This window comes from Collinsella sp. TF09-1AT, assembly GCF_003436895.1.
Taxonomy (GTDB): Bacteria; Actinomycetota; Coriobacteriia; order Coriobacteriales; family Coriobacteriaceae; genus Collinsella.
This window is the reverse complement of sequence record NZ_QSRC01000006.1, coordinates 104793-122299: the sequence shown is the minus strand read 5'-3', so window position 1 is coordinate 122299 and position 17507 is coordinate 104793. Positions and strand designations below refer to the sequence as shown.

16 protein-coding genes and 6 tRNA genes are annotated in these 17507 nt (G+C 56.9%); all 22 read left to right on the top strand.

The genetic code is table 11. The features are described 5' to 3' along the window. The first annotated feature begins 139 nt into the window (after positions 1–139). The 22 genes from DXC90_RS06925 (at position 140) to folB (ending at position 17501) form a co-directional block, all read left to right on the top strand. Positions 140–229, top strand: a tRNA-Leu gene (locus DXC90_RS06925). A gap of 59 nt (positions 230–288) precedes the next feature. Then, positions 289–2634: a GAF domain-containing SpoIIE family protein phosphatase gene (locus tag DXC90_RS06920; protein WP_117735336.1), complete on the top strand. Its 2346-nt coding sequence runs from the start codon at positions 289–291 to the stop codon at positions 2632–2634. An 81-nt stretch (positions 2635–2715) separates the two neighbouring features. Beyond that, positions 2716–3462 (top strand): anti-sigma factor antagonist, encoded by a 747-nt coding sequence (locus tag DXC90_RS06915; protein ID WP_117735335.1) that lies wholly within the window; start codon positions 2716–2718, stop codon positions 3460–3462. Positions 3463–3567: 105 nt separating this feature from the next. Then, positions 3568–3643: transfer RNA gene (locus DXC90_RS06910), tRNA-Gly, on the top strand. Between the two features lie 35 nt (positions 3644–3678). Next, positions 3679–3752 (top strand) — tRNA-Cys (locus DXC90_RS06905). Positions 3753–3794: 42 nt separating this feature from the next. After that, positions 3795–3870, top strand: a tRNA-Gly gene (locus tag DXC90_RS06900). 130 nt (positions 3871–4000) lie between these two features. Continuing rightward, a tRNA-Gly gene (locus DXC90_RS06895) sits at positions 4001–4076 on the top strand. A gap of 3 nt (positions 4077–4079) precedes the next feature. Beyond that, a tRNA-Val gene (locus tag DXC90_RS06890) sits at positions 4080–4154 on the top strand. A gap of 297 nt (positions 4155–4451) precedes the next feature. Next, on the top strand, positions 4452–4940 hold the full coding sequence (locus tag DXC90_RS06885) for a 4'-phosphopantetheinyl transferase superfamily protein (protein WP_158550239.1): 489 nt from the start codon (positions 4452–4454) through the stop codon (positions 4938–4940). A 28-nt stretch (positions 4941–4968) separates the two neighbouring features. Then, a complete protein-coding gene (locus DXC90_RS06880) occupies positions 4969–5586 on the top strand; it encodes a TetR/AcrR family transcriptional regulator C-terminal domain-containing protein (protein WP_117735333.1) in 618 nt (205 codons plus the stop codon). A 321-nt stretch (positions 5587–5907) separates the two neighbouring features. Next, entirely contained in the window at positions 5908–7194 is a 1287-nt protein-coding gene (locus tag DXC90_RS06875) for a thiolase family protein (RefSeq protein WP_233502238.1), read from the top strand. 38 nt (positions 7195–7232) lie between these two features. Next, a complete protein-coding gene (locus DXC90_RS06870; protein WP_117583871.1) occupies positions 7233–7655 on the top strand; it encodes a Zn-ribbon domain-containing OB-fold protein in 423 nt (140 codons plus the stop codon). A gap of 105 nt (positions 7656–7760) precedes the next feature. Then, entirely contained in the window at positions 7761–7994 is a 234-nt protein-coding gene (locus DXC90_RS06865; RefSeq protein ID WP_055251381.1) for an acyl carrier protein, read from the top strand. A 5-nt stretch (positions 7995–7999) separates the two neighbouring features. Then, positions 8000–9007, top strand: coding sequence for a phosphate acyltransferase (locus DXC90_RS06860; protein WP_117735332.1), 1008 nt, complete (start codon positions 8000–8002; stop codon positions 9005–9007). Between the two features lie 3 nt (positions 9008–9010). Then, positions 9011–10123, top strand: coding sequence for a butyrate kinase (gene buk, locus DXC90_RS06855; RefSeq protein ID WP_117735331.1), 1113 nt, complete (start codon positions 9011–9013; stop codon positions 10121–10123). Between the two features lie 74 nt (positions 10124–10197). Further along, on the top strand, positions 10198–11397 hold the full coding sequence (locus DXC90_RS06850; protein WP_117735330.1) for an MFS transporter: 1200 nt from the start codon (positions 10198–10200) through the stop codon (positions 11395–11397). A gap of 100 nt (positions 11398–11497) precedes the next feature. Beyond that, a complete protein-coding gene (locus DXC90_RS06845) occupies positions 11498–11968 on the top strand; it encodes a hypothetical protein (RefSeq protein WP_117735329.1) in 471 nt (156 codons plus the stop codon). Between the two features lie 565 nt (positions 11969–12533). Then, positions 12534–14756 carry an anaerobic ribonucleoside-triphosphate reductase gene (nrdD, locus tag DXC90_RS06840; protein WP_117735328.1) on the top strand — a complete coding sequence of 741 codons (2223 nt, stop codon included), beginning with the start codon at positions 12534–12536 and terminating at the stop codon, positions 14754–14756. A gap of 426 nt (positions 14757–15182) precedes the next feature. Beyond that, on the top strand, positions 15183–15764 hold the full coding sequence (nrdG, locus tag DXC90_RS06835; RefSeq protein ID WP_117735327.1) for an anaerobic ribonucleoside-triphosphate reductase activating protein: 582 nt from the start codon (positions 15183–15185) through the stop codon (positions 15762–15764). A gap of 66 nt (positions 15765–15830) precedes the next feature. Continuing rightward, a complete protein-coding gene (gene folE, locus DXC90_RS06830; protein WP_117735326.1) occupies positions 15831–16388 on the top strand; it encodes a GTP cyclohydrolase I FolE in 558 nt (185 codons plus the stop codon). 2 nt (positions 16389–16390) lie between these two features. Then, the gene (locus DXC90_RS06825; protein ID WP_199406644.1) at positions 16391–16972 is read left to right on the top strand and encodes an HD domain-containing protein; all 582 of its coding nucleotides are present in this window, start codon (positions 16391–16393) and stop codon (positions 16970–16972) included. A 43-nt stretch (positions 16973–17015) separates the two neighbouring features. Then, entirely contained in the window at positions 17016–17501 is a 486-nt protein-coding gene (folB, locus tag DXC90_RS06820; protein WP_117735325.1) for a dihydroneopterin aldolase, read from the top strand. Positions 17502–17507 lie beyond the last annotated feature (6 nt).

Genomic DNA, 17507 nt, shown 5'->3' with positions numbered 1-17507 from the left:
TACGAATCTACCTGCGCATTTACAAATTTGTAAACTTTTTTGAAAAAAGTGCTTGCGCAGCTCTCGAAACATAGGTTATTATCTTCCTCGTTGAACGCGCGGGTCCAACAAAACGAACCGCGAATCAACAACATAGCATGTCGGAGTGGCGGAATTGGCAGACGCGCTAGCTTGAGGTGCTAGTGACCGCTTTTTGGTCATGCGGGTTCAAGTCCCGCCTCCGACACCATCGCATTTGAGGAGCCTCTTCGGAGGCTTTTTTGTTACCGATAGACGGTGAGGTTCACGATGGAAACGCTTGAGCGCAACGAGTGGGCAGACGTTGCCCAGTTGGTCGAGATCACGAGCGATGCGGTCATCATCTGCGAGCTCGACGGAACCATTTTGCATGTGAATAATCGATTGCTCGACCTGATGTGTGAAGAGCGTCCCGATGTGATCAATGGCGACGTTAAAGATCTCTTGTACTCTTCGGCATTTGAGCGCGCGACAGAGCACCGTCTTCCGTTTGAGATCAATGGAACCGAGAGCGAGTTGATGCTCAAGCTAAGCGACGGTTCCTTTATTCCCGTCCTCGTTCGTGCCGGCTCGGTTACACCGCCTCGCATCTTTGGCCGCCGCGCGCCGCGCGTCCTGGTGGCGCTCCATAGCATCGAAGAACAGTATTCGCACGATCGTCAGCTCAAGCGTGCGCTATCGGAGCTCAGGGTGGCGAATAAGCGCCTCTCGGGCACGTTGTCGGTCATTATGAGCACGGTGGGCTCCGATGAACTACCTAGTTTGCTGGATACCGTTTTGAACCAACTTGTAGGAACGCTCGATGCCTCGGGTGCTGCTATTTATTTTTCTGAGAGCGGCGGGTTTAAGCTTCGCGGCGTTTCTAAGGAGCTGCATGACAGCTACCTGCCCGAGTTTATGCCGTATGGCGCAGGCATCCCGACGTATGTGCTTCGCGAGTCGCGTGCGTGCCGCTTGTCGATTCAACAGGACCTGGAGGGCGATCGAGTCGCCTCGGGTATGTTCATGGACTTGGACAATCGTTCTAAGCACCTGCTACGCGTGCAAGATATGCCCCCATATCGTAGCGAGATCTGCCTTCCCGTGTTTTACGGCACTCAGGTTCTTGGCGTATTGGAGGTCGGTTGGAAACGTCCGCAGGCGCCGCTTGCCTATGACGTCAACGTGCTCGAAGTCATTTGCGATTACCTGTCCATTCAGCTGGTCGGCATGGCATCGAGCCTGCGTTCGCGTCGTACGGCAGAGCTCGGCCGCTCGCTCAATGTGCTGCGTGATGAGTTGTTTGCCTATCTTGATGATCCTGTTGCCGCCTCGCGTGCTGTGTCATCGGAAATCTGCGCCGTGCTCAATTGTCATTTCTGCCCCGTGGAGTATGATGCGGGCCTCGAATCCTATGTCATCGATTTTGAGGGCGGCAGTCGTGTGGCGTTGCCGGGCGATCCGGAGTCGCTCTTCTTTTCTGTCACGACGCCAGCGGCGCGCCTGGGGGCAACTTCTGATGGGTTCGAGACATCGGTGCTGGGCGGGACGAGCGCTGACGACCTCAAGCACGTGCGTCTAACGCGTGTGGACGAATCCACGCCTATGGGTACATGGCTGAGGGCTCACGGCCTGCCGTGCCAGGGACTATATGTCGACTCTGGTACCGAGGCGGGGCGCTATCGCTTGGAGGCGGATGGCAAGCGAAGCAACGATGCGATTGTTCCCGCTGATGTCGCCAAGGGACCGACGACGCGCGCCTTGCTGCTCCGCGATGGCAGCCAGGAGCCAATCGACGATCTCGAATACGACTACATGGTGCATTTGGCGCACGACTTTGAGTTGATCTATGAGGGCGAGTCTCAAAAGCGCGAAGAGCGCCATATCGCTCAGACGCTTCAGATTGGCATGAGAAATTCGCTTAGTGACGTTCCGGGTATCGCAACCGATTCGGTATACCTATCGGCAACGAATTCGGCGTTGGTCGGCGGCGACTTCTATACGCTTGTTCGTCTTCCCGACGATTGCGCCGTTATGATTTTGGGTGATGTGTCCGGCAAGGGAATCGAGGCGGCGTCGATGTCGGCGCTCGTTAAGACAGCGTTGACGGCTTATGCCTGGGAGGGCGCGGGGCCCGCACGCATGGCCCGCTCGCTCAATAGTATGCTCATGGGCTTTTCGAGGGTCGAGACGTTTGTGACGGCGTTTATCGCCAAGATCGATCTTAAAGCGGGCCGAGCTACCTATTGCTCGGCGGGACATCCTCCCACCATGGTCATCAGACCGTCGTCGACGCCGCTTGGCGGCACGGAAGCCCGAGGGGGAGAGGTGGAGCTCCTTGGGTGTCAATCGGGCGTAATCGGTGCCTTTGAAAGCATGGTGTACGAGACGGGCGCCTTTACGTTCGCTCCTGGTGACATGCTCTTTATGTATACCGACGGAACGATTGAAGCACGCGATTGCTCGGGTGCTTTCTTTGGCGAGCAGCGCCTTCGCGACCTTCTGCTCTCTGTCTCGGGTGAGGGCGTATCGGGAATCTGCGGTAAGGTCTTGGGCGAGCTTGACCGCTTTACCGAGTCGGCGCTGGACGATGACATCGCGCTGGTTTCCCTTGAATTTTTACGAGGTCGATCGTAGACCGCGACGCTTGACGGGCAAAATCTTCGCAGTTACAGATACGTATGCATCGAGCGAACTCTTTTGGGGAACCATGGTCGTATGAATGAGTGGAATGACATAGCGGTTTTGACGCCACCGGGCGATATCGACATCGCCTCGGTGACCGCGTTGCGCCGACGGTTGGATAATTTGATCGGCCGGGGCGTGCGTCGTGTTGTCATCAATTGCCAGACTGTGAGTTTCATCGATTCGACGGGCTTGGCGTTTTTGCTCACGCGTGCCAGGGAGCTCATGAGGCGCGAGGGCTTGCTTTCGCTTGTTAATGCGTCCGATGAGGTCGTTCGCTTTTTGGAGATTGCCCGACTTGTCGACATCCTCCATGTTGCAGGGCCGCCGCGCGAGTCAATTCCTGCCATTCCGGTGGGGGAGTTGCCGCGCTGGAGCAAGAGCGTCGAGGTGCGCCAGGGCATCGAGAATCTTCCGTACTACCGACACCGTATTGCCGAGCTGCTTGAATCGCTTCCGCTGCGTCGTGACGAGCGCTATGACGTCGCATTGGCATCGGGCGAGGCGCTGGGCAACGCGTATGACCATGCGGACGGTATCGGATGCATCCTGACGGTTCAGGCCTACGGCGATCGCGTCGTGATTGAGGTCGTCGACCGTGGGGCGGGCTATTCGATCGACGGGTCGAGTGAGCCGGTTACGACTGAGGAACGCGGGCGTGGAATCAAGCTCATGCGCATGTTGGTCGACAACGTGGAGGTTGCCCGTCGTACGGATGGTGCCGGTACGCGCGTTCGGATGGTCAAGCTGTTTAGCGGAACGTTGGAATCGTGCGCCTAGTAAATCGTTTTGACATGTTTATCTGCCAAGAGCATGTGGCGGACAACTTTTTTGAAAAAAGTACTTGCGTCTTTTGGGCAACTCGCGTAAATTAATAACCCGCAAGCGGACATGGCTCAGTTGGTAGAGCACAACCTTGCCAAGGTTGGGGTCGCGGGTTCGAGCCCCGTTGTCCGCTCCATTGCATTTCCGGACCGTCTCAAGCGGTCCTTTTTCGGCGAAGTGGCCAAGTGGTAAGGCAGAGGCCTGCAAAGCCTTTACCCCCGGTTCGAATCCGGGCTTCGCCTCCAGGCAACATCCGGGCGCTCCGGCGCCCGTTTTGTTTTACATATGCGGACATGGCTCAGTTGGTAGAGCACAACCTTGCCAAGGTTGGGGTCGCGGGTTCGAGCCCCGTTGTCCGCTCCAAGCGCAACAGCCCGACTACCACGGTAGCCGGGTTTTTTCGTACCCGTTGTTTGGCCTCGAACTTTTTTCAAATTATTCGAAAATAGTTCTTGCATTTGGGTGGATCATCCCGTATATTAAATCCTCGCAGGCGGACATGGCTCAGTTGGTAGAGCACAACCTTGCCAAGGTTGGGGTCGCGGGTTCGAGCCCCGTTGTCCGCTCCATTTGGGCGTTTAGCTCAGGGGGAGAGCGCTTCCCTGACACGGAAGAGGTCAGAAGTTCAAATCTTCTAACGCCCACCAAATGTTCGCAGCTCAGAGGCTATGTCCTCTGGGCTGTTTTGTTTTGGTCGCCAAATGGGTCGCCAAATCGCCGGCAAAAGGTACCTCGATTCATGAAAGAGCGGTTCTGAGCGTCTGTTTAGCCTTGTCATCTCAATCGAGTGGGGGTTGACCATTTTGAATATAACCGTACATCTCGTTGATGTTTCTGCGATCGATCTCGGCGAGACCGTTGATATGGCATTAATCGCGGGACGCTATGCCTTACGTGCTTCCAACGGTGATCTCCCAATTGCGTCTCGGAGGGAAGCTGCAGGCGTGGGTCTGCTGCTTCGCGACGCCCTGGGTGTCTTCGACGACACCCAGCTTGCGCGTTCTGCTTTCGGCAAGATCGAGCTTGCGGATGGGGAGGCGCCCTCTATTTCCATTTCACATGGTGGAGGCATGGTTGTCCTCGCTGTTTCCGATGTTGCTCGGTCGGTTGGAGGACCTATTGGCGTGGATATCGAGGCGATCGATGAGATTGCTCCCGTTGCGGTTGGGCGTATGGTGAACGATGACGAGCGCGCGTGGATTAACGCTGCTCCCAATTTGCAAGAACGCAATCTTCGCATGAGTCAGACGTGGACGAGCATCGAGGCCATCCTCAAGGCTGAAGGCGTGGGGTTTTCGATTGACCCTCGCAAAGATGGCATGCCCGGCGGATGGAATACTTCGTCGGTGACATACGGTCGCTGTCTCATCTCTTGTGCGGCACGCTCTAAGCCTCGTATCGTCGTCAAGGAGCATGCCTTTCGGGTAGCATAGGAGCCAATCGCCAATAGGGAAGGCCGCCATGTCACTGAACGCTCAAAACGATATTGCTTCACGGATCGAGGATGCCGTCTTTGAACTTATGGCGACAACTCCGGTGCAGTCGATTAAGGTGGCCGAGGTACTTCGCCTTGCCCATACATCCAAATCGACGTTCTATCGCTGTTATCGCTCTGTCGATGATGTGGTTAAACGTTTTGAAGATGAGCTGCTCCAGAATATGCAGGACATCAATGATGTTGCGCTGGAGGCTCGCTTTGGCGATGCGCAGCTGGACCCTACGCCCACGATGATCAAGCGCATGGAGATCCTCAAGACTAATCGCTCGAAAGTTTTGGCGCTTAACAGCGATAACGGCGACCCCGTGTTTGCTCACAAGGCAACGATCTTTATGCATGACTATTTTCGCAATCGGCTTCGCTCGACATTTTCCGATGAAACGGACCTCGACCTGTATCTAGCATTTGCGCTTGCGGGCCACCATAACCTCATTCAGTATTGGCTCGAGGCCCGGCCCGACCTTGAGGCGCGCACCGTTGCCGCCGCCCTCAATCGCATGTTCTACGCACCGCTCTTTGTCGACGATGCATCGCGTCATCAACACCCACGTATTCCCGATTTTGAAAGGCCAGTCGCGTGAGCGGTCGATATTTGGGGATAAACGGTTGTATTCAGGGCGAGTTTTAGATATCTCTGATCATTAGCTCAAATAATACGAGTCCGTTTATCTGCTATTTGGAACGCTTAGCCCCGATGCGTCCCATATGATGGGACACATCGGGGCTTTTTGTCTCACGTGTCTCGTTTAACCCCTCATAAACTAAAGCTACGTTCAAAAGAACCACTGCAGTAGTTCAACGTGTGACGGCACAGAAAAGCCGCGAGCGCTCTCTCACCTTCGCTCGCGGCCGGACTGCGCCATCACTCCGTACACCTTCACATGATTAGGATGTGATATTCAGTGGTTACGCTCGGAAAGAACATGCGCAGCGTCTCGATTGTAGGCGTGGGCTGCACCCCGTTCAAGGATTTTGAGGAGCATCCCGAGACCCAGGGTATTGGCGAAGGCGAGGCGTTTGGCTATGCGGCCCTCGAGGCAATTGCCGATGCCGGTCTTGAGCCCCGCGATATCGACTTTTTCTATCACGGCAGCGCCAATCCGTATCTCGTTGGCGATTGCATTACCCCCAACATGCAGGTTGCCGATTGGTTTGGCGTTCGTGCCAAGGGCTCCGTCCATCATTCCGAGGCTTGCTGCACGGGTTACGTCGCCCTTGAGCAGGCCGTGATGGCGGTTGCTTCCGGTGCTTACGACGTTGTCCTTACGGGTGCCTGCGATTTGGCTTCGACTCTTCCCGTCGAGCATATGCCCTCCCATATTCGTCAGGACTTTACGCTCGACGTCATGATTCCCTCGCTCGATAAGATCTATGACCGCGCGTATGGTCGCCCGCTCGACGGCGCCTTTGGCGTGTCGTTCGACAACTGGATCAACGAGTATTCGATGCAGTACGACCTTACCGCCGATCAGATTGATGACGCCCTGAACGGCCTTACCAAGAGCCTTCGCCGCGGTGCCGTCCTGAATCCCCTTGCCTGGTACGAGACTACGGTCGAGGAGGACGCGAAGGCAGCCGGGTTCGATACCGCCGACGAGTATCTCAAGAGCATGTATAACCCGCGCGTTACGCAGTACCTGCGTGTTACCGGCTTTGAGAAGAAATGCGACGGTGCCGCAGCTGTTGTCGTGATGCCCACGGAGAAGGCCAAGGCCATGGGCGTGCCGTATGCGCCTATTGAGGTTTTGGGTACGGGCGCTTCTGCGGTCGAGGCCGGCCTGCTTCACAACGAGCACTGGGCTACCGAGCTTGCCGCCAAGCAGGTCTACGACCTTACCGGCGTGAGCCCCGACGAGATCGACCTGTTTATGTGCAATGACTTCTTCCTTGCTTCCGAGATCGTCTCGGCTGAGGAGTGCGGCTATATTCCGCGCGGCGAGGCTTGGAAGTACGCGATCGATGGTCGCACCGCTTTTGACGGCGATAAGCCCATCAACCCGCACGGTGGTCGTTGCAACTTCGGTCACGCCCATGGTGCATCCGGCATCGCCGATATCGTTGAGGCCGTCAAGCAGATGCGTGGCGTCGCCGGTGCTACCCAGATGAAGAAGGTTCCCGAGACGGCGTTCCTGCGCGGTTTTGGCGGTTCTCAGAACGTGCGCTGCCAGATTCTTCGTACCGTCGCCTAAGCGACCGCGGTTTTCGATTTCCCATAAGGAGTATTCTCATGCAACTCAAAGATATGGAGCCCGTGGTCAAGAAGTTCTACACGGGTCTTGAAGAGGGCATCTATTGGGCGCGCCAATGCCCCGAGTGCGGAGCCGTCGAGTTTCCGCCCCACCTTGCCTGCAATGCCTGCGGCTATCACAAGACCGATTGGGTCCAGGTTTCCGGTCACGGCCATCTGATCGATTTTACCTTGCCTGGTCCGCAGAACGACAAGCCCTACCTTAAGGAGTATGGCAAGTACGCCTACGGCGCCGTTGATATCGACGAGGGTTCTCAGTACACCTACGTCATCTACGGCATTACCAAGAAGAAGGCCCCCGAGATTCGCGCCAAACTCATGGCGGGCGAGACCGTTGGCGTCCATGCCAAGGTCATCGACCGTCCGGGCTACAAGGAGCTTACGTTCGAGCTTGACGACTAAGTTTTCACCCTTGTAACAATTCGATTCCTCTCTTAGGCCACGGCGGGACCCATGTCTCCAGCCCGCCGTGGTCGCCCCTCTTTTTTATCTTAGAAAGGCTTTGCCATGAACGAAGAACTCACTCAGCAGATCTGCGATTTTGCCAAGTCCGCCTACAACTATGACGGCGATGTGACCCCCGAGACGACGTTCGAGACCCTGGGCAAGGGTTCGATGAAGATGATCGCCCTGACGTCCATGATCGAGAACGAGCTCGATGCCGAGGTTCCCGTTCGCGAGGTCATGGTCATGAAGACCATCGGCGAGCTTATCGAGCGCACTGCCGAAGAGATGGAGTAACTGCCATGGACCTGATGCAGACCCTGCGCGAGCAGGCTGCCGCCAAGCCTATGCGCGTTGCTTTTCCCGAGGGCGAAAACGAGACCATGATGCAGGCGGTCGCAAAGATCGCCGCCGAGCATCTTGCCGAATGCGTGCTGGTTGGCGACGGCGGTAAGCTCAAGGAGCTTGCCGACGAGCGTGGTATCTCCCTTGACGGCATCGAGATTGTCGATGTGACCGACGAGGAGGCGAACGCCGCTTGTTGCGAGCGCTACCTTTCTCATCCGGATTGCAAGTTTAAGCCCAAGGGCGCTGCGCGCCGTATGACGCGTCCGCTTGAGCGCGCCCTGATTTTGCAGGTGCTCGGCGATGTCGACGTTATGTTCGCCGGTATCGATAACGCTACGGGCGATATCATCCTGGCGGGTCAGGCCATCGTCGGTCTTGCTGACGGGGTGGACACTGTGAGCTCGTGCGGTATCGCCGACATTCCCAACTGGAACGGCGGCGAAGGTGGCCTTTTGGCTTTTGGCGATTCTGCCGTTTGCGTTGACCCCACGAGCGAGGAGCTTGCCTCGATCGCGATTTCGTCGAGCGAGACGGTGCGCTCTCTGACCGGATGGGATATCCGTTGCGCGTTGCTTTCGCATTCGACTGACGGTTCGATGGACAATGAACTTGTCGACAAAGTGCGCCGTGCTCGCGAGATTGCCAACGATCGCCGTCCCGATCTTGCCATCGACGGCGAGTTCCAGTTTGATTCGGCAATTAACCCCAAGGTTGCGGCCAAGAAGGTGCATCGTGAGTCCGCTGTTGCGGGCCAAGCCAACGTGGTCATCTGGCCCGATATCAACGTGGGCAATATCGGCGTCAAGATCATCCAGAATCTGACCGGCGCCAATGCTTACGGTCCCATGCTTCAGGGCTTCAAGAAGATCGTGTGCGATTGCTCGCGCTCTGCGCCCGTCGATGAGATCGTCGGCAACGTGGTGATGAGCTGCGTGCGCGCTCAGGCGCTTAAGGAGGCTTAAGGTATGTCCGATAAAAAGACTCCCTGGCGCATCCTGGTAATCAACCCGGGTTCCACTTCCACGAAGGTGGGCGTTTTTGAGGGCGATGAGTGCAAGCTCAGTAAGAACGTTGCGCACGATGCGAAGGACCTTGCCCAATTCGACGGGGTTTCGGCTCAGATGCCGTATCGCTGCGATCTGATTCTCGGGGCACTGGAGGAGGCGGGCCTAAAGCTCGAGGTCTTTGATGCTTTTGTCGGTCGCGGCGGTGGCTTGCTTTCGCTGCCCGGTGGTACGTATGCCATCAATGAGGTCATGCTCGAGCATGCTCGCGTTGGCGCAAATGGCATTCAACACCCGGCGCAGCTGGGACCCCAGATTGCCTACGAATTTGCCGTGAAATGTGGCAAGCCCGCCTTTGTGGTGAATCCTCCCGATACTGACGAGCTGTGCGACCTCGCACGTATGACGGGCATTAAGGGCGTGTATCGAAACGTGCATCTGCACGCCCTTAATCTCAAAGAGACCGCCATCCGCCATGCGGCAAAGCTCGGTTGCCCCTATGATGAGTGCAACTTCATCGTTTGCCATATCGGCGGCGGCATCTCTATCTCGGCTCATCTTAAGGGCAAGATGGTGGACGGCAACGACATCGTCGGCGGCGAGGGCCCCATGGCACCGACGCGCTGCGGATCGGTTCCCGCGATCGAGGTCGCAAAGTACACCGCGGAACACGGCCTTGATGTCGCCCGTGCCCATTGCATGAAGACCGGCGGTTTTGTCGATCTTTTGGGTACCTCCGATGCCATCGAGGTGTGCGAGCGTGCCGCTGCGGGCGATAAGGCTGCAGCTCGCGCCTGGGATGCAATGGTTTACCAAATCTGCAAGTGGATTGGCGAGATGGCCTGTGTGCTGAAGGGCGACGTCGACGGCATCTTGCTCGGAGGTGGCATGGTCCACAGCAAGGAGCTCGTTGCCTCGATTGAGGAATGCTGCTCTTGGATCGCCCCCGTGTCGGCTTATCCCGGCGAGTTTGAGCTCGAGGCGATGGCGTCTGGCGCTTGCCGCGTGCTCGATGGTGTCGAGGAAGCGCTCGTGTACAGCGGAGAACCCGTGTTCACCGGATTCAACGACTAATAGTGCTGTGTTTGGGGCGGCCGCTGGTGATGCCTGGCAGCTCCGACCCTTTTCTTTAAGTGTAAGGATGGATCATGGATAAAAGCAAGATCAAGTACCTGGTGGGCATTTATGCTGCCGCCATGTGCATTATGGGCATGTTGGTGCCCGTCCCCATCGTGGCCTCTGTCGCGGCGGCGTTTTCCAACGAGAACATCGCTGCCGTTCAGATGATTATCGGCATCATCCCGTTGATGATGGCGCTGTCCGCCATGCTCGTGTCTTCCCAGCTCGCTTCGCGCGTGTCCAAGAAGAAGACGACGCTCGTCGGTCACGTTATCGTGATGCTGGCAGGCGTCTCGGTGCTGGTGTTCCACGACTCGCTCGGCCAAGTCTTAGCGGCTTCTGCTGTCATGGGCCTTGGTCTCGGTGCCGTGCAGAATTCAACGGACGCTCTTATCGCGGATTACTTTGGCGGAAAGCAGCGTTCGTTTGTCATGGGCATCTACTCCACCTTTGTTGCTCTTGGCGGCATTATCTGGACCATGGTGTCCGGTATTTTGGGTTCCGCCGAATGGTTTCATAGCTATGCGGCGTACTTCATCATGATCATTTTCATCGTGATTGAGGCTGTTTGTCTTCCCGAGGGTCATCTTGAGCCCAAGCGCAAGGTCAATGTGTTTGCCAATATGCCTAAAGAGGTCGCGATTATCACGCTCATGAGCTTTGTGTTCGTACTCACGTTCCAGCTCTTCAGCTCCAACGTTTCGCTGCTTGTTGTGGGTCGCGGCTTTGGCGGTACCGTGGAGGCCGGTCTTGCCTCTACCGTTATGACCGTTGCCGGTATTGCGGCTGGTCTTTTGGTCGGTCCGCTGTTTGCCAAGTTTAAGAACCTGGCTATGCCGATTGCGTGGGGCGTGACGCTCGTTGGCCTGGGCCTGACGCTGGTTGCGCCCGCCTTTATGGTGCTGTGCGTTGCGGGCTTTGTCGTTGCGCTAGGCAAGGAGACCTACGTGCCGCTGGAGGGCAATTTTGCCGCCGGCAACTCTGCCCCCGAGGGACGTGCGTTTAACCTTGCCATTGGCATGGCCGGCATCAACTTTGGCATGGCACTGTCTCCCATTGTGTTTGAGGCCGTGACGTCGCCGTTTGGTGCGACGATTGACCAGAAGTTCATCGCCGGCATGATCGTCTGTGCGGCTTGTGTCGTCTTTGGCGCCATCAAGTATCGCAAACTCACCCCGGCCCAGCTTGCCGAGGCCGAGAAGATGGCGGCCGGCGGCGAGGCGGAGTAGCCGTTCGAGTAGTTGCTTTGCCGCACATCATGTTTTATCGGGGCCGCCGACATATGCCGGCGGCCTTCTTTCTATCAATGACTTTGAAAGGCTTACGGCTATGAAGTTACCTGTCAACCGCGTTACCGGTATTCTCAACGGCTTCTTTAACCCGCTATTGCTCTGCGCGTTTCTCCCCATCATTGAAGGGGCGCCCGGCTTGGATCTGACGAGCCCCACGGGCTTTTGGGGACAACTCATCGTGGCCACGGTGATCGCCGAGGTTCTGAGCGCACTCCCGCTGTTTGGCAAAACGGTTGGTATGTGCCTGGACTTTTTTGGTTTTGAGCGGGGGAGTGCGTCACACAAGATCGCCGGTACGGTCATCGGTGCCACGCTCCTTTTTATGGTAATCGGTTTTGGCGAGATTGCCTTCCGGGGAGGATTCGGAACGATTGAAGGCCGTACGTTCTTCGCGCGTTGGGCAGGTCTTGTCACAAAGGGGTGGGCTTTTGTGGTTATCGCCGGCGTGCTGCTCGATCCCTTTACAGCGGCTCTCGGCTGCATGGCAGCTCGCGAAGAGAAGAAATAGTTCCTCGTCTATCGAATGCCGGCGGACGGGGTGCCGGGGCTGCAGTCTTCCGAGCGTTTGCAGTCCTGTCACTCCGTCCGCCGGCATTCGACCGCAACATGTTGGTCAAGCATAATCTTTTGGATTCTTTTGGCGTGAGCGGCTTGGTTTTGGTAGGATTTGTCGGCGGCTTGACTAAGGGGGTTTTATAACTGCCATGCAGGTAGCCGTGTTGGTAACGTTTTACCGACTTGCCAAGAGCCCCTCATAATTTATGTGTCTGCAAAATGACCAATTGCTTTGACCTGCTAAAACACTATATGTTGTGTTTGATCTAAAAAAAGAATACAGGATATAGATGCGTCTTTGTCGTATGATAGATGGCGGACAGAGAACGAAGACCTTAACTGCCTCTTTTGAACGTGTCCCTGAGCCGCTTGATCGGCTCCTGGGCATGTCCGCATGGAGGCATATGGTTTATCGAGAACACAGATTGCGCGACGGCGCCGCAAGACAGGGGCACGCCCTGCCGGGCATCGTTTGGCTCTGAAGCGCAATGAGACTACGACGCGAAAGAGGCAAGAGGATGAAGATCATCAAGCGCAGCGGCACCGAGGTCGTCTTTGACATCGAAAAGATCGTCAATGCCATCCGCGCCGCAAACTTGGAGGTCGAGGAGAGCTCTCGTCTAACCGACCGTCAGGTGGTTTATGCGGCACAAAACGTTGCCGAGGCATGTGAGAATGCCGGACACACCGTTTCGGTCGAGGAGATCCAGGATTTGGTCGAGGACGAGATCATGCGTCTCGACTGCTACGAGGTTGCCCGCCACTACATCATCTATCGCTATGTTCAGAGCCTGAAGCGCCAGAAGAACACGACCGATGACAAGATTCTGTCGCTCATCGAGTGCAACAATGAAGAGGTCAAGCAGGAGAACTCCAACAAGAACCCGACCGTCAATTCCGTCCAGCGTGACTACATGGCCGGCGAGATCTCCAAGGATCTGACTCAGCGTGTGCTGCTGCCCCAAGAGATCGTGGATGCCCACAATGAGGGCCTGATCCACTTCCACGATTCCGACTACTTTGCCCAGCACATGCATAACTGCGACCTTGTGAACCTGGAGGATATGCTCCAGAACGGTACTGTTATCTCGGGTACGCTGATTGAGAAGCCGCACAGCTTCTCGACGGCCTGCAACATCGCGACACAGATCATCGCCCAGGTTGCATCCTCCCAGTATGGCGGCCAGTCCATCTCGCTGACCCATCTCGCTCCCTTTGTTGAGGTGAGCCGTCAAAAGATTCGCGGCGAGGTCACCCGCGAGCTCGAGGAGCTCGGCGTTTCCGCATCCCCCGAAAAGGTCCGCGAGGTTGTTGAGGACCGTCTGCGTGACGAGATCCGTCGCGGCGTCCAGACGATTCAGTATCAGGTCGTGACCCTTATGACCACCAACGGTCAGGCGCCGTTCGTGACGGTCTTCATGTATCTCAACGAGGCTCGTTCAGCGCAGGAGAAGCACGACCTTGCCATGATTGTGGAGGAGACGCTCCGTCAGCGCTATGAGGGCGTTAAGAACGAGGCCGGCGTGTGGATCACTCCGGCGTTCCCCAAGCTTATCTACGTGCTCGAGGACGATAACGTTTACGAGGATTCCCCGTACTTCTACCTGACTCAGCTGGCTGCGAAGTGCACCGCCAAGCGCATGGTGCCCGACTACATCTCCGAGAAGAAGATGCGCGAGCTCAAGCTGTCGAAGGGCGAGACCGCGGGCAACGGCGACTGCTATACCTGCATGGGTTGCCGCAGCTTCCTGACGCCCGACCGCTCCGGTAACGGATTTAACAACGTGGCCAACGCGCTTAACTATGACCCGAACAAGCCCAAGTACTACGGTCGCTTTAACCAGGGCGTTGTGACCATCAACCTGCCCGATGTCGCGTTGAGCTCGCATCAGGACATGGACAAGTTCTGGAAGATCTTCGACGAACGTCTTGAGCTGTGCCATCGCGCCCTGGTGTGCCGTCATGAGCGTCTGATGGGTACGCTTTCGGATGCCGCACCGATTCTTTGGCAGTACGGCGCCCTGGCGCGTCTGAAGAAGGGCGAGACGATCGACAAACTGCTCGTGGGCGGATACTCCACCATCAGCCTGGGCTATGCCGGCCTGTATGAGTGCGTCAAGTACATGACGGGCCACAGCCACACCGAGAAGGAGGGCACGCCCTTTGCCATGGCCGTCATGCAGCGCATGAACGACAAGTGCGCCGAGTGGAAGGCAGAAAGCGATATTGACTTCTCGCTGTACGGGACCCCGCTTGAGTCGACGACCTACAAGTTCGCCAAGTGCCTACAGCGTCGTTTTGGCATCATCCCAGGCGTGACGGACAAGGGCTACATCACCAACAGTTACCACGTCCACGTGTCCGAGGAGATCGACGCATTCGACAAGCTCAAGTTCGAGGGCATGTTCCAGCAGCTTTCGCCGGGCGGTGCCATCTCCTATGTCGAGGTTCCCAACATGCAGGACAACCTCAAGGCTGTCATCCGCGTGATGCAGTACATCTACGACAACATCATGTACGCCGAGCTCAACACCAAGAGCGACTACTGCCAGGTGTGCGGCTACGATGGCGAGATCAAGATTGTCGAGGATGACGGCAAGCTGGTGTGGGAGTGCCCCAGCTGCGGCAACCGCGACCAGGAGAAGATGAACGTCGCCCGTCGTACGTGCGGCTACATCGGTACCCAGTTCTGGAATCAGGGTCGAACCGAGGAGATCCGCGACCGCGTGCTGCATCTCTAATAATCATCCCAGGCTGTCCCGTAGCGAGGCCCCGGACCTTTACTCGCTATTTCGGACAGTCCTGGCTCACGACGGAGGCGCCACTGGCGCCTCCTGTTCGTGCGGAACTCATATCGAGCAAAGGTCCGGGGCCTCGCTACGGGACAGCCAAGTTGATGTAGCTGAGATGCAGCATGCGGTCTGCTCACCCCTCGAAGTTCTTAGCGGAAATGAGTTGACTTGCAACAACGCTTTGCTTGCGATGACGGTTGAGCTGCAACCCAGTTTTTATTGGACCTCGAACCCTATGCTCGATGTTCGCTTCGTTCATTGAGTTACCCTTTGCATGAGGCCGGGACATATCGTCCCGCCCGCAGTTTCGCAGGCCGCAGGCCGAGAATGTTTGAGGATGGGATGATATGTCCCGGCCTCCCGGGAGAGTTACCTATGAACTATGCGAACATTAAGTATTTCGACATTGCTGATGGGGAAGGCGTCCGCACTTCTCTGTTTGTGAGCGGGTGCCGTCGTGGGTGCAAGAATTGCTTTAACTCCGTCGCGTGGGACTTTGCCGCGGGCGAGCCGTTCGATCGTGCCGTCGAGGACAAGATTATCGAGAGCCTCGATCATCCCTTTATTGACGGCCTGACGATTCTGGGCGGCGAGCCTATGGAGCCCGAGAATCAGGCGGGGCTCGTTGAGTTTGTTGAGCGTGTTCGTGCCGCTTATCCTGCGGGGTCAGGAAAGACCATTTGGTGTTTTACCGGCGACGTGCTCGAGGAGCTTATGCCGGGCGGTCGCCACCATACCGAGGCAACGGATCGTATCCTTGCCTGCCTCGATATGTTGGTGGATGGCCCGTTTGTTCAGGATCTGTACGATATCTCATTGCGCTTTAGGGGTTCGAGCAACCAGCGCGTGATCGATATGAACGCTACGCGTGCCCGTGCTGAGCGCGAGGGCGTTGCGCTTTGTGATGCGGTTGAACTTTGGCGTGATGATCCGGTCTATTCGACCCATACTATGTAGCTTGTGGTCGATGCCGGAGGGCGTGGTACCATAGCGCGAACGTGAAATCGGAAAAGTGAGGCCCAGATGGTCGATCAGGAAAAAGTCGAGGCCGCCATTAAGCTGTTGCTTGAGGGCATAGGCGAGGACCCAACTCGTGAGGGCCTGCTGGAGACCCCGGCGCGCGTTGCCCGTATGTATGGCGAGATTGCCGGCGGTATGGACCAGAGTGCCGAGGAGCATCTGTCCAAAACTTTTGCCGTCGCTTCGAACGATTTGGTTATCGAGCGCGACATCACGTTTTACTCGCTGTGCGAGCACCATCTGCTGCCGTTTTGTGGCAAGGCTGCGATCGGCTATATCCCTAACGGTCGCGTGGCTGGGCTTTCTAAGCTTGCTCGCACGGTTGAGGTCTACGCCCGCCGTCTGCAGCTGCAGGAGCAGCTGTGCGCGCAGGTTGCCGATGCCCTCATGGATTATCTCGCTCCCCAGGGAGCGATTGTGCTCATGGAAGCTGAGCATATGTGCATGACCATGCGCGGCGTGCAAAAGCCTGGCACCAAGACCGTGACGCTCGCTCGCCGCGGCGTCTTTGAGACCGATCCCGCGCTCGAGGAGCGGTTCTTTAGGATGCTGGGCCGCTAGCCATGAGAGTCGTCAACGACTTTACATCGAAGACCGATGAGGGAACGTCGCGTCGCGGCTTTATGGCTTCGGGCCTGGCCCCTTTTGGATCCATGCCTCGCATCGATTACATTTGTGCCAACGGGCTGTTCCGGCGGCACCTGGGCAATATTGCACAGCTGGAATCGGGGCGCATCTTCTGCCGCCACGGTATTGACCATCTTCTCGATGTCGCTCGCATTATGTGGATCAAGAATCTCGAGGAACAGCTCGAATTTGACCGCGAGGTCATCTACGCCACGGCACTTCTTCACGATATCGGCAAAGATGAACAGTATGAATCGGGTATATCCCATGATGTTGCAAGCGAGCGCGTCGCTGATGCAATACTCGCCGGCATGCCCGGTGACGTGGCGTTTGAGCCGGCCGATACCGCAGCCATTAAGACGGCCATTTTGGGCCATCGAAAGTTGCGCGTGAACAGCCAGCCGCTTGAGCGTCTGCTCTATGCAGCCGACAAAGCGTCGCGTGCCTGCTTTGCATGCCCCGCGCGCAATGCTTGCAATTGGAGCGATGATAAAAAGAACCTGTCGATTCGCGTGTAGTTAGTTTGCGCGGTCGGGGTTCTAAACGAAGGAGACGATCGCGATGAGTAACAAGAAACTGCCCGAGAATGCAACCAAGGTTGAGGGTGCCGAGCTCGCCCGCCGTGGAAGGGGCGAAATATCCACCGCAACGGCGGTGCCTCACGTGAGCTATGACGATTTGCGCCATGCCGATCGTATTGTCATTGACGGCCTTGAGGTTTTTGCCAACCATGGCGTGTATCCCGAGGAGAACGCGCTGGGTCAGAAGTTCATCGTTTCTCTGGTGCTCTATGCCGACCTGCGCGCGGCGGGGGAGCACGATAACCTGGATGCCTCGATTGACTATGGCTCGGTGTGCCACGATGTCGATGGCTATCTGCGCGAGCATACGTTTAAACTCATCGAAGCGGCAGCCGAGGGGACAGCCCAGATGCTGCTACGTCGTTACCCCCTGCTGCTTGGTGTGCGCATCAAGCTCGATAAGCCGTGGGCTCCTGTTGGCCTGCCTCTGGCAAGCTGCGGCGTCGAGATCGAGCGCGTGCGCTAACCGGTT